16 protein-coding genes are annotated in these 15,670 nt (G+C 48.3%); 3 read left to right on the plus strand and 13 right to left on the minus strand.

Annotated elements, in window-relative coordinates:
* Window positions 1–141 precede the first annotated feature (141 nt).
* The 4 genes from ACO0LB_RS03780 to ettA all read right to left on the minus strand — a co-directional run bounded on the left by ACO0LB_RS03780 (window position 142) and on the right by ettA (window position 3,560).
* The gene (locus ACO0LB_RS03780; RefSeq protein ID WP_423046613.1) at window positions 142–441 is read right to left on the minus strand and encodes a DUF2288 domain-containing protein; all 300 of its coding nucleotides are present in this window, start codon (window positions 439–441) and stop codon (window positions 142–144) included.
* A gap of 113 nt (window positions 442–554) precedes the next feature.
* Window positions 555–1,136, minus strand: a complete 582-nt coding sequence (locus ACO0LB_RS03785; RefSeq protein ID WP_423046615.1) for an IMPACT family protein — start codon at window positions 1,134–1,136, stop codon at window positions 555–557.
* Window positions 1,137–1,342: 206 nt separating this feature from the next.
* Entirely contained in the window at window positions 1,343–1,756 is a 414-nt protein-coding gene (locus ACO0LB_RS03790) for a flagellar basal body-associated FliL family protein (protein ID WP_423046616.1), read from the minus strand.
* Between the two features lie 136 nt (window positions 1,757–1,892).
* Window positions 1,893–3,560, minus strand: coding sequence for an energy-dependent translational throttle protein EttA (gene ettA, locus ACO0LB_RS03795; protein ID WP_423046618.1), 1,668 nt, complete (start codon window positions 3,558–3,560; stop codon window positions 1,893–1,895).
* A gap of 183 nt (window positions 3,561–3,743) precedes the next feature.
* Between ettA and ACO0LB_RS03800 the strand changes: the two genes are divergently transcribed.
* Complete coding sequence (locus ACO0LB_RS03800; protein WP_423046620.1) at window positions 3,744–4,355, plus strand: OmpW/AlkL family protein; 612 nt, start codon at window positions 3,744–3,746, stop codon at window positions 4,353–4,355.
* A gap of 103 nt (window positions 4,356–4,458) precedes the next feature.
* Here the strand turns inward: ACO0LB_RS03800 and ACO0LB_RS03805 are convergent, their stop codons facing one another.
* The gene (locus ACO0LB_RS03805; protein WP_423046622.1) at window positions 4,459–4,791 is read right to left on the minus strand and encodes a hypothetical protein; all 333 of its coding nucleotides are present in this window, start codon (window positions 4,789–4,791) and stop codon (window positions 4,459–4,461) included.
* Window positions 4,792–5,082: 291 nt separating this feature from the next.
* Between ACO0LB_RS03805 and ACO0LB_RS03810 the strand changes: the two genes are divergently transcribed.
* Complete coding sequence (locus ACO0LB_RS03810; protein WP_423046624.1) at window positions 5,083–5,592, plus strand: DUF1993 domain-containing protein; 510 nt, start codon at window positions 5,083–5,085, stop codon at window positions 5,590–5,592.
* A gap of 59 nt (window positions 5,593–5,651) precedes the next feature.
* On the opposite strand, the gene ACO0LB_RS03815 is transcribed toward ACO0LB_RS03810, so the two are convergent.
* The 7 genes from ACO0LB_RS03815 to ACO0LB_RS03845 all read right to left on the minus strand — a co-directional run bounded on the left by ACO0LB_RS03815 (window position 5,652) and on the right by ACO0LB_RS03845 (window position 11,036).
* Window positions 5,652–6,218 (minus strand): YceI family protein, encoded by a 567-nt coding sequence (locus ACO0LB_RS03815; protein WP_423046626.1) that lies wholly within the window; start codon window positions 6,216–6,218, stop codon window positions 5,652–5,654.
* 76 nt (window positions 6,219–6,294) lie between these two features.
* On the minus strand, window positions 6,295–7,098 hold the full coding sequence (locus ACO0LB_RS03820; RefSeq protein WP_423046628.1) for a class I SAM-dependent methyltransferase: 804 nt from the start codon (window positions 7,096–7,098) through the stop codon (window positions 6,295–6,297).
* A gap of 137 nt (window positions 7,099–7,235) precedes the next feature.
* On the minus strand, window positions 7,236–7,910 hold the full coding sequence (locus tag ACO0LB_RS03825; protein WP_423046630.1) for a methylamine utilization protein: 675 nt from the start codon (window positions 7,908–7,910) through the stop codon (window positions 7,236–7,238).
* A 102-nt stretch (window positions 7,911–8,012) separates the two neighbouring features.
* On the minus strand, window positions 8,013–8,462 hold the full coding sequence (locus ACO0LB_RS03830) for a group I truncated hemoglobin (RefSeq protein WP_423046631.1): 450 nt from the start codon (window positions 8,460–8,462) through the stop codon (window positions 8,013–8,015).
* A gap of 56 nt (window positions 8,463–8,518) precedes the next feature.
* The gene (locus ACO0LB_RS03835; RefSeq protein ID WP_423046722.1) at window positions 8,519–9,343 is read right to left on the minus strand and encodes a DUF3034 family protein; all 825 of its coding nucleotides are present in this window, start codon (window positions 9,341–9,343) and stop codon (window positions 8,519–8,521) included.
* Between the two features lie 292 nt (window positions 9,344–9,635).
* The gene (locus ACO0LB_RS03840; RefSeq protein ID WP_423046633.1) at window positions 9,636–10,124 is read right to left on the minus strand and encodes a group I truncated hemoglobin; all 489 of its coding nucleotides are present in this window, start codon (window positions 10,122–10,124) and stop codon (window positions 9,636–9,638) included.
* A 9-nt stretch (window positions 10,125–10,133) separates the two neighbouring features.
* Window positions 10,134–11,036: a DUF3034 family protein gene (locus ACO0LB_RS03845; RefSeq protein WP_423046635.1), complete on the minus strand. Its 903-nt coding sequence runs from the start codon at window positions 11,034–11,036 to the stop codon at window positions 10,134–10,136.
* Window positions 11,037–11,502: 466 nt separating this feature from the next.
* Here ACO0LB_RS03845 and ACO0LB_RS03850 point away from each other — a divergent pair, with 466 nt between their 5' ends.
* Window positions 11,503–13,224, plus strand: a complete 1,722-nt coding sequence (locus ACO0LB_RS03850; RefSeq protein ID WP_423046637.1) for a diguanylate cyclase — start codon at window positions 11,503–11,505, stop codon at window positions 13,222–13,224.
* Window positions 13,225–13,274: 50 nt separating this feature from the next.
* On the opposite strand, the gene ACO0LB_RS03855 is transcribed toward ACO0LB_RS03850, so the two are convergent.
* Window positions 13,275–15,647: an EAL domain-containing protein gene (locus ACO0LB_RS03855; RefSeq protein ID WP_423046639.1), complete on the minus strand. Its 2,373-nt coding sequence runs from the start codon at window positions 15,645–15,647 to the stop codon at window positions 13,275–13,277.
* Window positions 15,648–15,670 lie beyond the last annotated feature (23 nt).

The following is a 15,670-nucleotide window of genomic DNA, read 5'->3' on the forward strand; positions in this document are numbered from 1 at the left end:
CAGCAGCGGCAAGTGGTGTGTCGATGAGCAATCACCGACACACTTGACCGCTTTGCCTGACGTGATGATCTGCAACCGCCACGGCAACTATTACGGTAGCTGGTCTTACTGTTGCCCTCTTTACGATTCTGACCTGATAGCTCAATTCAGACGTTGCTGTACCAGAACCCAGGGTTTGACAACGACTGTCCACAAATTCAGATCCTGCTCCAGCCATAGCTGCGCCTGTGTATCGCTGACTTTGGCAATTTTTCCGCTGGACAGCAGCTGACCGACGACGTTTGCATCATCATTCGCCATGGCAACCGCCACGTCTACCAGATCCAATGTACTTTCTACGGCAATCACATTACCTGTGGCGAAATGCCGTAATAGTTCTGACCATGGAAAAGTCGCGGTTTCAAGATTGATTTTTTTACGTAAAAGTTCGTTGTTGTCCATATACATCAGAGAAAATCGTTAAAAAATGAGATGCGTCAGAATGAGTACCGTTGCACTGGCCTATTGTCGTATCACCATATCACCGTACAATTCGGCAAATATTGACGTCGCGCTTATCCTTTGATCGTGACCTGGCCTTTGAGCATTTCTGTCAGTTCACGATTGAAGTGGGATGCCAGTTTTTGCCTGATGCGGATATGTAATGTTGCTGCGTCGGCATATTCCACTTGCGTGACCACGGCAGCAAATTTTTCACAACAGCGCCGTACATGGGATTCATCTCCAAATCCTGTTTGCACGGTGAGATCTTGCATGGACTCGACCGCAACCAGTTCTGCAGTTTTACACGCTTCCGAAATTGCCTGACTATAGGCGCGCGTCAGCCCACCTGCGCCGAGTTTGGTGCCACCCCAATATCGCACAACGACGGCCAGCACATTCATCAGGTCTTTATGAACCAACACGTTATACATCGGTTTGGCGGCAGTGCCTGAAGGCTCTCCATCGTCATCAAGACCGGAATCACCTTCACAAAGCAGTACCCAGCAGACATGGACTGCGCCGGGGTGCGCACTACGTATCTCTGCAAGCTTACTGCGTGCCTCGCTGCGGCTATTGAGCGGATACAGTTGTCCCAGAAAGCGACTTTTTTTAATGTCGATTTCTGCAAAGGCAGGAGCGGCTAGTTGATACATGAATGCTAATACGTAGATGGAAATGAGTGAAATAAGTGAAATGCAGATAGTCGGGTATTGTCAGCAAACGTCGAACCTGACCTGAACCTGAACCTATCAGACAGATATGTCGATGCTGATGGCTCTTGGTGCAAGACCGTGTAACCAGCATCGAACATCGGTGACCAGAATGACAATGATTTTCGTCATCGACATCACTGAAAAATTTACTGAATCACGAAATTTTCGAAAAACACGTCTGTGACGCCATCATGTTCTTTCAATTCCAGCGCTCCATTGACGGCATCCTTGATCTCATCGATTAAGTGATGCTTGCCTTCCGCCGATTGCAGATCGGCAGCGTCTTTGTTGCCTAACATCAGGATCATTTTATGTCTGACAATTGGCATCAGTGTTTTGATTTTTTCACCCACTTCAGCATTGGCAACTTGTAAGGCAATACTGATTTGCAGGTAGCGATCAAAGCCAGATAAATTGACCGTGAATGCTTCCAGTTTGGCCGTAGAGCCCCCACCTGCACTGGCTTCTTTGCCGCCGCCAGAGTTTGCCAGTGCGTGACCGGAACAGGCCATCATCAGGCAAAGCAGCGTAGAAAATACGATATTGTGAATTTTTTTCATAAATTTGTCGTGCTAAGAAATGAGGCTAAATGAGGCTCACGATCTTATTCAACGAGCAGCACGTCACGTCAGCCGCCACGCTCCATCCTGATATAGCGCATATCGGATGGACAGTGGCAGCTGATAAGACGATCACTCAGACTGTCAGTGGTTTGTAACGAATACGCTTAGGCTTGGCACCTTCTTCACCCAGACGTTTTTTCTTGTCGGCTTCATATTCCTGATAGTTACCGTCGAAGAAGGTCACTTGGGAATTACCTTCAAACGCCAGAATGTGCGTCGCGATACGGTCGAGGAACCAGCGATCATGCGAAATCACCATCACACTACCAGCGAATTCCAGCAAGGCGTCTTCCAACGCGCGCAGGGTTTCCACGTCCAGATCATTGGATGGTTCATCCAGCAGCAGCACATTACCGCCTTGCAGCAGCGTTTTAGCCAGATGCAGACGGCCGCGCTCACCACCGGACAGATTGCCGACAATCTTTTGCTGATCGCCACCTTTAAAGTTGAAGCGACCCAGATACGCGCGTGATGGCATTTCAAAACGACCAACCGTCAGAATATCGGCACCATTGGCGACATCTTCAAACACGGTTTTGGTATTGCCGAGATCTTCGCGCGACTGATCCACCAGCGAGATTTTGGCGGTCTGGCCAAGTACCACGTCGCCGCTGTCCGGCTGTTCCAGACCTTTGATCATTTTAAACAACGTCGATTTACCAGCGCCGTTCGGGCCGATGATACCGACGATCGCGCCAGGTGGAATCTTAAAGTTCAGGTTATCGATCAGCAGACGGTCGCCAAAGGCTTTCGAGACATTCTTGAATTCGATAACTTCATTCCCCAGACGCTCAGCGACAGGGATAAATATCTCCTGGGTTTCGTTGCGCTTCTGGTATTCGTGTTCGCTCATTTCATTGAAACGGGCCAGACGCGCCTTACTCTTGGCCTGACGCGCCTTGGGATTCTGACGAGACCATTCCAATTCTTTTTGCAGCGATTTCTGACGAGCAGATTCGGTCGCTTCTTCCTGTTTCAGGCGGGCTTGTTTCTGATCCAACCAGGAGGAATAATTGCCTTTCCATGGAATACCGGCGCCGCGATCCAGTTCCAGTATCCATTCAGCGGCGTTATCAAGGAAGTAACGATCATGCGTGATCGCAACAACGGTGCCGGGGAAGCGCAACAGGAATTGCTCCAGCCAGTCAACAGATTCTGCATCCAGATGGTTGGTTGGCTCGTCGAGCAGCAACATGTCGGGTTTTGACAACAGTAAGCGACATAAAGCGACGCGGCGTTTTTCACCACCGGATAAAACGCTGATTTTGGCATCCCAGGGAGGCAGGCGCAACGCGTCAGCGGCCATTTCCAGCTGCAGTTCAACATTGTCGCCTGCAGAAGCCGAGATGATCGCTTCCAGACGCGCCTGTTCTTCTGCTAAGGCATCAAAATCAGCATTTTCTTCTGCATAGGCCGCGTAGACCAGTTCCAGTTTTGCCTTGGCTTCAAATACTTCTCCGAGTGCAGATTCGACAGCTTCACGTACGGTTTGCTCTGGATCGAGCTGTGGCTCCTGCGGCAGGTAGCCGATGTTCAGGTTTGGCATCGGCACAGCTTCGCCCTGAATATCCTTATCGATTCCGGCCATGATCTTCAATAAAGTCGATTTGCCTGAACCGTTCAGACCCAGTACGCCGATTTTTGCGCCAGGGAAAAAGGACAGGGAGATATCTTTCAGAATCTGGCGTTTTGGCGGCACGATTTTGCCGACGCGGTTCATGGTATAGACGTAATTGGCCATTGTTGAATGTGGTAAATGGTGATGACAATGCCCGCAAGGATACCTCATGCAGGCTGCGACACGCATATTTTGCCAAATTTCACATCATTTTGTGCTTCGCACCAAACTTGATGTAGCTCAAATTGAATCATCGATGGCAGAACTACACTAGGTTCATCAACTTTGACAACCAAGGAAAACAAAATGAAAAAGATCATCCTCGCTCTCTCTTTAGCTGCTATTGGTTTGACAGCAACACAGGCAATGGCTCAACAAAGCCCATGGCAGGTACGTGCACGCGCAGTGAACATCAGCCCTGCAAACGGCTCTGACCCAGTTGGTGGCGTTGGCGCAGCAGACCGTATCAATGTCAGTTCCAAAACGATCGCTGAAGTTGACTTCACTTACTATGTCACACCTAACTGGTCTGCAGAGTTGATTCTGACTTACCCACAAAAGCATGACGTAACTTTGGATGGCACAAACATCGGTACATTCAAGCATTTGCCTCCGACATTGACAGCGCAATATCATTTTGCGCCAGATGCACAAGTCAGCCCATACCTCGGCGCTGGCGTGAACTACACACGTATTTCTGATGTGAACCTGTTAAAAGGTGCTGGCGGTCTGGATAACAACAGCTTTGGTTTCGCTCTGCAAGCTGGCGTTGATTTCAAACTGGATAAAAACTGGTCTTTGAATCTGGATATCAAAAAAGTACAAATTCGTAGCGATGTAACTATTGGCGGTGCCAAAGTCAGCGCAGTCAAAGTTGATCCAGTCTTGATCGGCGTGGGCGTTGGCTATCGCTTCTGATGACTTTGATCACTTCTGAGCCGTTAAACATCACGGTATAGGACGAAGTGACAAAAGCCAGTCGAATGACTGGCTTTTTTTATGATTGGTCGATTGACTCGACTTATTTCCTGGGGGGAGATGCCTCGCCTCCATCTGGACGTTCATGTGGTGGCCTATCAGGGCGGGCAAACAGCCCTTTGGGGGAATTCACACAGACAGCGCCGATGTTTCCTTCCCTTGGTGTATTGATCTGTACCTTGTCACCATCTTTTTTACCTTTACATTTTTCGTAAGCTTGTGGCGGTGGTTCGCGCCGTGGGCCTTGGCTTTGCCCTTTTCCTTCATGTGTTTCCGGGGGATTTTTTGCTGGCGCCTGCGCCCACGTGATCATGGGAGCCAGCAATGTGGCGAGCAGTACCAGTGTTTGTACGCGGCTGGAGTGAGGTAGTTTCATCACGATTCCTTTGTTGATTAATGTCATCAGGTGCAAACGAGCATAAGCGAAGAATATGGAGAAAAAATGAAGTTGCGGAGATTGTAGGTGGACTATTCGGACATTGTTGACCTTTCGTGTTGACATCCTTTGTGTGACTTTGGCAGCGTCATACGCAAACAATGTAACCGTCCTATAATCATGCTCCTTATGCATCCTAAGCGTCTTATCGTTGGCGCATGGACGCATGATCTGGCTCATGTTGTTGTGCCAGCCTGCTTGCCAATGTATTACTTATTACGGAGAACTTCCATGTCTATTTCTATGTATGCCGCTTCTGTCCCGGTACTCACACAAATGCTTGATAGCCTCAGCGATGTACTGAGCAAGGCTGAGGCACATGCCGTAGCTAAAAATATTGCACCGGAAGTATTATTGCAGTCCCGTTTATTTCCGGATATGTTCCCGCTGACACGTCAGGTGCAGATAGCAGCTGATTTTGCCAAAGGCATTGCTGGACGTCTGGCGGAGGCTGAATTGCCTGCGTTTGAAGATAATGAGCAAACATTTGCTGAATTACAAACCCGTATTGCCAATACCAAGTCATTCATCAGTAGCCTGAATGTTGCCCAATTTACAGACAGCGAAACACGTGAAGTGGTTTTACGTCCGGGAACGCCGAAAGAGAAAAAGCTTTCCGGTCAGGCTTATTTGCTGAATTATGGTTTGCCGCAATTCTTCTTTCACGTGACAACTACGTATGCCATCCTGCGTCATAACGGTGTAGAGATTGGCAAAAAAGATTATATGGGTGCTTACTGAGTATAGTTTTGCCCGGATTTCTGTTCGTTTGAGTCCGTTTCAGTGGCCTTGTACCAGTGTTATTCTTTGATCGCTTCCACACTGAAAAACAAGGTCACTTCATCACTGACGAACGGCACATAACGCCCAATTTTGTAATCGCTGCGCAAGATTTTGGTATACCCATTTGCGCCGCATGCCTGCTTCAGGTACAAGACCATAAAACGACAGTTGAATTGTGTGATGTCGATAGTTACACGACGTGTAATATCTCTGATGCGCAAGTTCCCTTTTATTTGCGAGAGTTTATCTTCCGTGAAAATAAACTGGTCCGAACTGAAAAATATTTTCGGATGACTGCCTGCATCAAAAAAACTCTCCGAACGTAGTGCCTTGTTGAACAGATCAGAGCCAGTGCTCACGGAGTCGGTATCGATTTCCAGTGTGACTGCACCGGTTTTTGATGCAAGATCCAATTCGATACTGCCCGTATTCTTATCGAACCGACCACGTTGTGTCGATAAGCCCCAATGCTGGTATTCAAAACTGCTGAAAGTATGTTCAGGGTCAATCTGGTACCGTTCTGCCGCCATCAGCGGCAGGCAGAATGAGCATAATGCAACTTGCAAATATAGGCGTGACAACATGCTCATTCTCCTGTGTTGATATGTTCGGAATGGTTCTGCCTTCGCTACAGGACCGTGTCCTTTAATCGATTGACGCTCAACGCTTAATGAATTTGAGTGTCATACGATCACTCTCACCAATAGCTTCATAGTTTGCCTTGCCTTGTTCTTTATTGGCAAAGGTCGGTGGTAATGCCCAGACGCCATTATCGTGATCAGCGGTGTCTTTTGGATTGGCGTTCATGTCGGATTTGGCAGCCAAAGTAAAACCAACACTGGTCGCCATATTGATGACATAACTTTCATGCACATAGCCACTGCTGGCTTTCGCATCTTGTGATCGCGATTCTGGCAGGCGATGTTCAACCACGCCAAATACGCCACCTGGTTTCAGACTGTTGTAGGCTTGTTGGAAGATGAATTTGACGGTGTCATCACCAAAACTGATCCAGTTATGAATATTACGGAACGTCAGCACCAGATCAACGCTGTGATTGGCGGCATAGTCGATTTTGGCGGGTGGCTCAAAAATCCCTAATCCCACTTTGTCATACAGGGCAGGTGCGGCATCGAGTTTTTTCTTGAAATTGGTGATGGAGCGTCGCGCATACTCACTACCGGAGGCTGGGTCGTTGGCAGCAGCAGTCAGCTTTCCCTGATCGCGCAGATAAGGGGCCAGAATTTCAGTATACCAACCGCCACCGGGAGACAATTCGACCACATGCATATCAGGACGAAGACCAAAAAATTCCAGCGTTTGCGCAGGATGACGGTAAATATCCCGTTGTTGATTTGCAGCGCTTCTGTGGCTGCCAGCAATGATGGTGTCGAGTGCAGTATCTGCCAGCGCTAACTGATGACATCCTGTCATGATGGCGACAGCGAGCAAGATTCGTTTCATATCGATATCCTTTTGATAAAAAAAGTCTGACCATGCAATACGAACAATGTTCCTGCATTCACTCGTCGATGATGAAATAAGTAGCCCACAGCCATTCCCGCGCCGATTCATCCATGTGCCAAGGTCTGTCTTTATGCCTAGTATGCAGTACTTGCACTGGCAGGTTTTGCTTTTCTGACGGTCGGAATGAAATCAAACTGGAATTTCAATGTTCCAGTCTGCGCGTTGACTGCCACGGTTTGCGTCAATGGTGGTTTGATGCTGCCCATATTGGGGTGCCATGCTTCAATCTTGTAATTGCCATCAGGCAGATGATCCAGAGTCAGATGACCGCTGGCATCGGTTTTTGCAAAATAGGGAGTATCCACTGCCAGTACATATGCACGCATCCAGTTATGCAACAGACAATACACCACTACAATACCCGGCTTATCAAACAAAACAGGTGGTGGCGTGACTCCGCGATCATATGTTTTGATTTCAAATTCCTTGGCGCTGGAAAAGGATTTGACATGGTGTTCCATCTTGTCATAGTTCGGAAACTTGACTTGGGAACCGACACGTATTGCGGTCACATACGGTGTGAATTGCATGTCGTTTTGTGCAATGACCGCTGTATCCATTTTGCCTGCGGGCGGAATCGCAACGCCGATCGGTGTTGCATAGACGATCACGTCAGCCATTGCTGCCGCATTTTTGTCGACTGTATTTACGCTGACAGACGCAGCGTATGCTTGCACACTGCCTGTCAATAAGACGCCTGCCAGCACGCTGCGTAGCGGGGAAGAAACTGAAAAAAGGGATTGCATCATGGTTTCTGTTCCAGAGAGGAGTGACATTGGATCAGGCCCTCAGCGCTACATGGTGTTTGCCGGCAGCGCTGGAGTGTTGCCTGATTGACTTGCACTGTTACATTACTTAGTCACGATAGGACGCTGCATCGGCGCCAGTTTAGCGACGAGTTTATTTTGTACTGACGAGGGGATATTATTTTTTTCCATCGCGATTTGTAAATCTTCTGCTAACGCAAAAAATTGTGCATTCGTGACCTTCATATCCTGATGTGCTTCTTTCATCTCTTTGCCGCTGTATTTGCAGGGACCGCCGCTGAGTTCACAAAATTGCTCTGCCAGCATGGCTCCCAGTCGTTCCATGTCAGTGTCTTTAAATGCAGCATTGATGCGCTGATCTGCCAGAATAATGGGTAAAAAATCTGCCACGATTTTACTGATGCCAGACTTGGCGCCCAATCCCTGATATACCGCGTCATTCATGGTTTGTGCCTGTGCTGCTGCACTCAGCCCGGCAAATAAAGAGCTGACTAGTACGCATGGTGCCAGTAGTGCCGCAAATGTTGTTTTCATGATGTGTCTTTCTTATCTTGTCTTAAATAAAATGAGCTGTAGCAAACGGGGCGGAATCAGAATCCAGCCTGTACTGACAAATACCAGCCGCGTTGATTTTTAGGATTGAAGATGGTGATGTCACCAAGCGTTGCATAGGCTGCGGTGACAGACACGTTTTTACTTGGGAACCAGGCAACGAAGGCATCGTAATAGTCTTTTTCGTTATCAACACCCAGATTCCGTGGCTTCATCCGGTATTCCGCACCGACTGCCAGTTTGCGGTTGATCAGATAGGCTGCCGAGCCTTCGAGGAGAGGTTCGTATTTATCTTTTTTGTCGCCACCAAAACCGAGTATGCCCATTTGATTGGCTTTGCTCAGACGCAGAGTGGCATTCAGTAACAGGCTTTGGTCCAGATAAATTTTGGTCGCAGAAGCATAGTAATCGACGCCACGGTCGTCTTTTGCGCCCAGTTGCTTGACATTCGTGACGCCCAAAGCGCCCAGGCCACCAATGCCATTATTGCGTTTGATCATCGCACCGACCGCGATCTGCGGCATCCAACTGTCCTGATCAACGACGGCATCACCCGCGACTTTGACTTTGATCCCCAGAATATCCTGTTTAATTTTTAAGCTGTTTAATGGTGCCAGGCTGCCAGAAAATTCCTGATTCGCCAGCGACAATTCAACCCGATCAGCAATGCCGATAGCAACGCCGTAGGTTTTTAGTGTGTAGTCCTGAGTGCTGACTTGTGTGTAATGTGCGTTGGCGCCATAGCTGTCGCGGCTGCCATAGCCTGTGATCAATGCCCACGGCGTGATGCCACCTCCACCCGCACCTTCAATCTGACTTACGCCTCCGGTCGCAGTTAGTTTGCCCATGTCGGGTTGCGCCATCTGGGCATGTGCCAGAACGGAGCTGAGGGAGCAGAATCCCGCGATGGCAGCTTGTGCCAGGTGTCTCTTTGTTTGCATGTTGCATCCTTGCTTATTGATCAATAAATCGACATCGCGAAGCTTGTCGGCCAATAATCTATACGCAGGACTCCGAAGACCGGATTCATTTTTTTAGCAAAATTTTTCAGTAATAGAAAACATAAAAAAAATGAAAAACAATTGGATAGGAAAAAGGCCGGACAATCACCGGCTTCATCAAGGTAAATATCAAAAGAGCAAAAATAGCCTGCGATCAGGGGGCAGGGTCTGCCTTTTTAGGAAAAACGATATCTTTTTTCATCGGCGCTAATTTGGCAATGAGCTGATTTTGTATATGAGACGGAATATGCAGATTCTCCATCACGATTTGCAGGTCTTCTGCCAGCGCATTGAACTGGGCGCTACGGATACCCAGATTTTCATGGACAATCTTCATTTCGTCACCGGTATAGGTGCATGGCCCATGACTGAGTACACAAAATTGTTCTTTCAGCAGCAGCGCCAGTCTGCGCATATCCGTATCTTTAAAGGTGTCTTTGATACGATCATCTTTGAGGGAGAGTGTCAGTAAATCATCCACAATCCGGCTGATACCGGCCTCTTTCCCCAACGCCTGATACAGAGCATCGTTGGTGTGTGTTTGTGCCATACCGGTCAGCGGCAACAGAAAACTGACTGCAATCAAGCCTGATATTACTGGTTTGACGATGTGTGTGATGACATGGTTTTTATGTGTGTACATGGCTTTTCCTTAATTCCCGATTTGCAGAGATAAATACCAGCCACGCTGCGTTTTAGGATTGAGGACAGTGATGTCGCCGAGAGTCGCATATGCCAGCGTCAGTGACAGGTCTTTGCTCGGAAACCAGGCAAGAAATGCATCGTAATACGCTTTTTCATTGTCAATACCAAGATTATTCGGTTTCATCCGGTATTCCAGTCCGGCCACCAGCTTACGGTTGATCAGATAACCGACAGAGACTTCAGGCATTAGCTGATAACGATTTTTTTTGTTGCCGCCGAATCCAAGCAAGCCCATCTGGTTTGCCTTGGTCAGACGTAAGGTGCCATTCACCAGCAAGCTTTGCTCCATAAAGAGCTTGGTGGCAGAAATATAATAATCGACGCCATTTTCATCTTTGGCTCCCAACTGCCTGACGCTGGTGACGCCCAGTGCATCGAGTCCCTGCACCGCATGATTGCGCTTAATCATGGCACCGACTGCGATCTGGGGTTGCCAGTTGTCCTGATCGGCGATGATGTCTCCGGATAATTTCAGTTTAATACCAACGATATCCTGCGTTAGTTCCAGTTTGTCCAGAGGAGCCTGACTACCAGAAAATTCTTGTTTGGCGATGGATAGCTCGAGTTTGTCAGCGATTCCCAATGCCACACCATAGGTTTTAAGGCGGTAGTCCTGAGTGCCAACCTGGGTGATATGTGCGTTGATACCGTAGCTGTCTTCACTGCCGTAACCGGTGATCAACGCCCAAGGAGTCAGGCCACCACCACCCGCGCCCTCGAGTTGTATTACGCCACCCGTTGCAGTCAGTTTGCCTTTGTCTGGAAGCGGAAAGCCGTCTGCCACTGCTATGGATGGTAGATGGATGAGTGCGACGCCAAATAAAAGTGCTGTGAAGGTAAAGAATCTCATTCGATATCCGTAATGAAAACGTTGGCTACATCATCTGACCAGTGTTGAGCATAGTTGCAAATCCTGTTAGAGGATACTTTTCTTTGCCACTTAGTTTACCGGAGACTGATATCAATTATGTTGCCAAACACACATTTGACTGTTGCCAGAGTTGATATTTACTGTGTCAATAGTAGTTTTTCTCCACAGAAAGTACCATACTCGATAGTATTCTTGTGGTGGATTCATCCAGTAATCTGGATGAATGAGCTGGATGCCTCACGAACCATCAACATATGCCCGATGATTGGTTCATAAAACGAGATGAATAGGTAACGCTTGTATTTTTGTTCATCAAATCAGTTTCCCTCAATATAACGGCAGGTACTAAACACGTGGTGATGTATAAAGTTAACAGACGTAGCCATTGTCTGCGTTTACCTCAGATAACAGCGGCCTATGGTCGCTTGTTCGATTGATCCGTTATATGAACGGATTGAACAGATCATCATTGCGTCGGGAACTGGTGATTCCGATTACGGTTCTGGTGATCGTTGTTTCTGCGGCTATAGGGTGGGTTTCGATGAAAGCCGGGTCAGATGCCGTGCATACGCTGACCCAGCGGATTTTGATCGATATGGCAACGCGGATCAATTTGTTGACTGAAAAACATCTGGATGGTGCGATCACAGCACTGGAATCTGTCGCACCAAGCTCTCAGCATATCCCGCAAACGCAGGATTTCTCGCCAGATATGCATCTGTTGGAGAGCAAGTTCTGGGCGGCGAGCGGCTTGTTCATGGATGTGAATAATTATGTCTACTTTGGTGGTAAGGATGGCCGTTTTGTCGGTGTTTATCGCGTCTCCCGTGATGACGTGCAATTGCTGTGGCGTGAGCCGGGTGCGGCAAAGCGCCAAGTCTATAGCGTCAAAACAATCGGTGACCGTCACGAGCTGATCCGCTCTGATGAACTTGATCCGCGAAAACGCCCGTGGTATCAGGCTGCGATGTCGTCGGAACAACCTGTTTGGTCAAAAATTTATAATAACTTTTCGTTTCATTATCCGACGATCACATTGGCAAAAGCTGTTTTTGAAAAAAATCATGAATTTGTCGGTGTAGTTGCCACGGATTTGACGCTTAAGGAATTGTCGGGCTTTTTGAGTAAGCTTGATATCAGCAAAAACAGTGTCGCTTACATTGTGGATGCAGACGGTTATATTGTTGCCACGTCTGGTAAGGAGCTCCCCGAACGTACGGTCAACGATTTACCGGAACGTATGCGCGCCATAGACATGAAGACAATGTTGATCAGCGAGACGTTTAAAAAAATCAATCAGACCCATGCTAGCGGAGCAGAAACATATTCTTTTGATATCGGTAACGGAACGGTGGACGTGGCCGTATCACCTCTGGGTAACAAACAGGGACTCAGATGGCAGACGGTGGTAGTGGTGCCGCGTTCTGATTTTATGAGCGCCATTAATCAGGGATTGGTGCAGAGTATGGTGATTGCCAGTGCCTGCATTATCTTTGCACTGGTGATAGCACTGACGATTGTTGAGCGTGTAATACGAGATATACGCAAGCTGACTTCTGCTGCGAAAAAATTCGGTAATGGAGAAACCATGCCGAAACTCGATATTCATCGCAAGGATGAAATCGGCATACTGGCACAGACTTTTACGGAGATGGAAAACAAACTACGCTTTGATAAATTAACGCAGGTTGCGAACCGCGAATCTTTATTTTCGCAAATTAACGCTCTGCAAAAGCAGGCGCGGGAAAATCCGGCTTCATCTGAAGGATTTACCTTGCTGTTTGTTGATCTCGACCGTTTTAAATTTATTAATGATAACTACGGGCATGACGCTGGCGATAAAGCGTTGGTCATTATTGCGGCACGTCTTCGTGCGGCGATACGCGATACTGATGAGGTGGCACGGTATGGCGGTGACGAATTTGTTTTGCTGTTAAAGGGCACAAGAAATTCGATTGATATCAATCATATGGCCGAAAAAATATCGTCACTGGTGGAAGAACCTATTGTGTTTGAGGACGTGGTGGTCGATGTCGGTGCTTCTATCGGCTGGGCTAATTTCCCAGAGGATGGTGATGATTATGTGCGCCTGATTAAAATTGCAGATAGCAGAATGTACAGCCGCAAACGGGACAAAAAGGGGAGCCAGTCGATACGTCTGGCCTGATACAGAGCGCTCTAGGCATATAGCGCATAGCGCCCTATATCAATTCAATCTTAGCCAGTGATGATTTCTGAGTGATGCGTTTTCCAGTCACTGAGCCACTGCGCCATATTCGCAGCGGGCATGGGTTTGCTGATGAAATAACCTTGTGCCTGGTCACAACCAAGGTCTTTCAGTAACGCCATTACTTCGGCATTTTCAACGCCCTCGGCAACCACGCGCAATCCCATGTTATGCCCGAGATCAATGGTAGATTTGACGATCTTGGTATCGTCGATATCTTTTTCCATTTTCAGCACGAACGATTTATCGATCTTCAGCTCATCGACTGGCAGACGTTTCAGGTACGCCAGTGAGGAGTAGCCGGTACCAAAATCATCAATCGATAAATCCATACCCATCGCATGTAATTTATCAAGCGTCTGATGAGCGCGGACGGGGTCGTCCATGATGGCGCTCTCTGTAATCTCCAGACAGAACGATGCTGGTGCCACCTGATGTTCTTCCAGAATCTGGGCGAATTTTGTTGGCAATTCCTGATCTAGTAAATCCCGGGTCGAAATATTGACCGAGATTTTCATATGCATGTCATTGGCATCCCATTCGCGGCAGGTTCTGGCGGCTTCGTTCATGACCCAATGTGTTAACTGACGGATAAACCCTGTTTGCTCCGCAAACGGAATAAACTGATCCGGAAAGATAAAGCCGCGTTCCGGATGTACCCAGCGTACCAGGGCTTCCACCGCGACGACTTTGCCAGTGTCGAGCGCCACTTTAGGCTGCACATACAGGCGAAAGGCCTGTTGTTCCAGCGCTGCCCGTAATTCGCTCAGCAATGACAGGCTTTGCTGGCTGGTTTTATCAATCGCAGGCGAATAGGTTACGGCACCGTTATTACTCTGCTTTGCCGCATACATGGCTACTTCTGCCCGGCTCAGCAATGAAACCGCATCTGCCGCGTGTTCAGGAAAACCGGCAATCCCGATACCGGCGCCAAGATCGACTGTCTGATCTTCAATCGAAATAGGTTTTTCGAGTGCCAGCAGAATCCGGGTCGCCAGGTCTTGCGCATCTTCTCTGGTGGCGCTGGGCAGCAATATGGCGAATTCATCGCCGCCCAACCTGGCCGGTTTTGTTGCTCCGGCTCCAAGCTCTGCCGTCAGACGCGCAGCAACCTGTTTCAGTAGTACGTCACCAAAGCGATGCCCCATAACATCGTTGACATGTTTGAATCGATCCAGATCCATCATCAGGATGAAGCAGCCAGTGTGCCGGAGTTTTGCGGTAGTGATCGCCTGTTCCAGCATGTCGGTAAACAGTGCGCGATTGGGCAGGTTCGTCAGCGTATCCCAGTAAGCAAGGCGACTGATTTCTTTTTCTCTTTGCGAGATACCTTCACGCATGGTGGAAAATGCCCGTGCCAGATCACCGATTTCATCTTTCTGATTGATCGTGATCGGTGCCGAATAGTCTCCCGCGCCGAGCCGGCGTGCAGTTTCAGCAAGTTGGCGTACCGGACCAGTAATGCGTCTGGCCGTGATCGCGCTGATGATGCTGGCGATAATCGTACCGATGACGGTCAGAATCAACAGATTACGCTGTAGTTTTTTGTATGGTGCGACAGCCTGGCTGACGGATAACTGTAATATAGCAATTGTTGTGATCTGATCGCTTTTGGCAATAGGCAAGATGCGCGCGTTGTACAGATCGTCATCGATTTCCAGATTGGGGATGGACTTCAGTTTATTCTTCGCTTCGGCTGGCATCAACTGAGCAAGTTTCAGTGCCTGATCGTCGCTTAGTGTCGAGACATTGCTGGTCCATTTCTGATCTGTGCCAGAGGTCAGCAATGAAATTTGCATCATCGACAGGTCCCGCATATCGTTGACGATGTTTTTGCCAATCGGAATGGCCATCACAACCCAACTGATGGTGACTGGCGCTTCTACAGGAACGACGACCATTTGATACGGCTTGCCATCCACAATCGCGGTAGTAGCCGCGCTGCCACTGCGTTCTGCCATGCGGATCAGGTTTGCCACGGATTCTTGCAGACTGTTGGTCAGGACGGTGCTGGTGGAGGCGCTGATTTGCCTGTCAAGTCCGACCAGCATTGTCAGATCGGCACCAATACGTTTGCCATGATTGGACAGCGTTGATACGATGGTTTCTGTGTCGTGCGTACCGATCGCCTCGCGGAATGCATAGTCTTTTGCCAGTACGATAGAACCTTGTATCAGTTTTTGTGCATTCTGATCCAGCAAGCGAACAAAGATTTTCTCATTGATGCGGAGATCCTCTTCTGCTGCCGTACGGGCATTTCTGTCGATCGCACTGTCAATGGCTATAAAACCTGACAGTTGCAGTATCAACAGTAAGCCGATAAACAAGGTAACTACCCGGCTTTCCAAACTATGCAAACGCATCAACGATCCTTATTTATCTATGT

Origin of the sequence: Undibacterium sp. SXout7W (genome assembly GCF_049339385.1) — a bacterium.
Classification (GTDB): Bacteria; Pseudomonadota; Gammaproteobacteria; order Burkholderiales; family Burkholderiaceae_D; genus Undibacterium.

Excerpts from the sequence above, each read along its gene's own strand:
- ACO0LB_RS03780 (WP_423046613.1), bottom strand. The coding sequence starts at position 441 with ATGGACAACAACGAACTTTTACGTAAAAAAATCAATCTTGAAACCGCG.
- ACO0LB_RS03785 (WP_423046615.1), bottom strand. The coding sequence starts at position 1,136 with ATGTATCAACTAGCCGCTCCTGCCTTTGCAGAAATCGACATTAAAAAA.
- ACO0LB_RS03790 (WP_423046616.1), bottom strand. The coding sequence starts at position 1,756 with ATGAAAAAAATTCACAATATCGTATTTTCTACGCTGCTTTGCCTGATG.
- ettA (WP_423046618.1), bottom strand. The coding sequence starts at position 3,560 with ATGGCCAATTACGTCTATACCATGAACCGCGTCGGCAAAATCGTGCCG.
- ACO0LB_RS03800 (WP_423046620.1), top strand. The coding sequence starts at position 3,744 with ATGAAAAAGATCATCCTCGCTCTCTCTTTAGCTGCTATTGGTTTGACA.
- ACO0LB_RS03805 (WP_423046622.1), bottom strand. The coding sequence starts at position 4,791 with ATGAAACTACCTCACTCCAGCCGCGTACAAACACTGGTACTGCTCGCC.
- ACO0LB_RS03810 (WP_423046624.1), top strand. The coding sequence starts at position 5,083 with ATGTCTATTTCTATGTATGCCGCTTCTGTCCCGGTACTCACACAAATG.
- ACO0LB_RS03815 (WP_423046626.1), bottom strand. The coding sequence starts at position 6,218 with ATGTTGTCACGCCTATATTTGCAAGTTGCATTATGCTCATTCTGCCTG.
- ACO0LB_RS03820 (WP_423046628.1), bottom strand. The coding sequence starts at position 7,098 with ATGAAACGAATCTTGCTCGCTGTCGCCATCATGACAGGATGTCATCAG.
- ACO0LB_RS03825 (WP_423046630.1), bottom strand. The coding sequence starts at position 7,910 with ATGATGCAATCCCTTTTTTCAGTTTCTTCCCCGCTACGCAGCGTGCTG.
- ACO0LB_RS03830 (WP_423046631.1), bottom strand. The coding sequence starts at position 8,462 with ATGAAAACAACATTTGCGGCACTACTGGCACCATGCGTACTAGTCAGC.
- ACO0LB_RS03835 (WP_423046722.1), bottom strand. The coding sequence starts at position 9,343 with ATGGCGCAACCCGACATGGGCAAACTAACTGCGACCGGAGGCGTAAGT.
- ACO0LB_RS03840 (WP_423046633.1), bottom strand. The coding sequence starts at position 10,124 with ATGTACACACATAAAAACCATGTCATCACACACATCGTCAAACCAGTA.
- ACO0LB_RS03845 (WP_423046635.1), bottom strand. The coding sequence starts at position 11,036 with ATGAGATTCTTTACCTTCACAGCACTTTTATTTGGCGTCGCACTCATC.
- ACO0LB_RS03850 (WP_423046637.1), top strand. The coding sequence starts at position 11,503 with ATGAACGGATTGAACAGATCATCATTGCGTCGGGAACTGGTGATTCCG.
- ACO0LB_RS03855 (WP_423046639.1), bottom strand. The coding sequence starts at position 15,647 with ATGCGTTTGCATAGTTTGGAAAGCCGGGTAGTTACCTTGTTTATCGGC.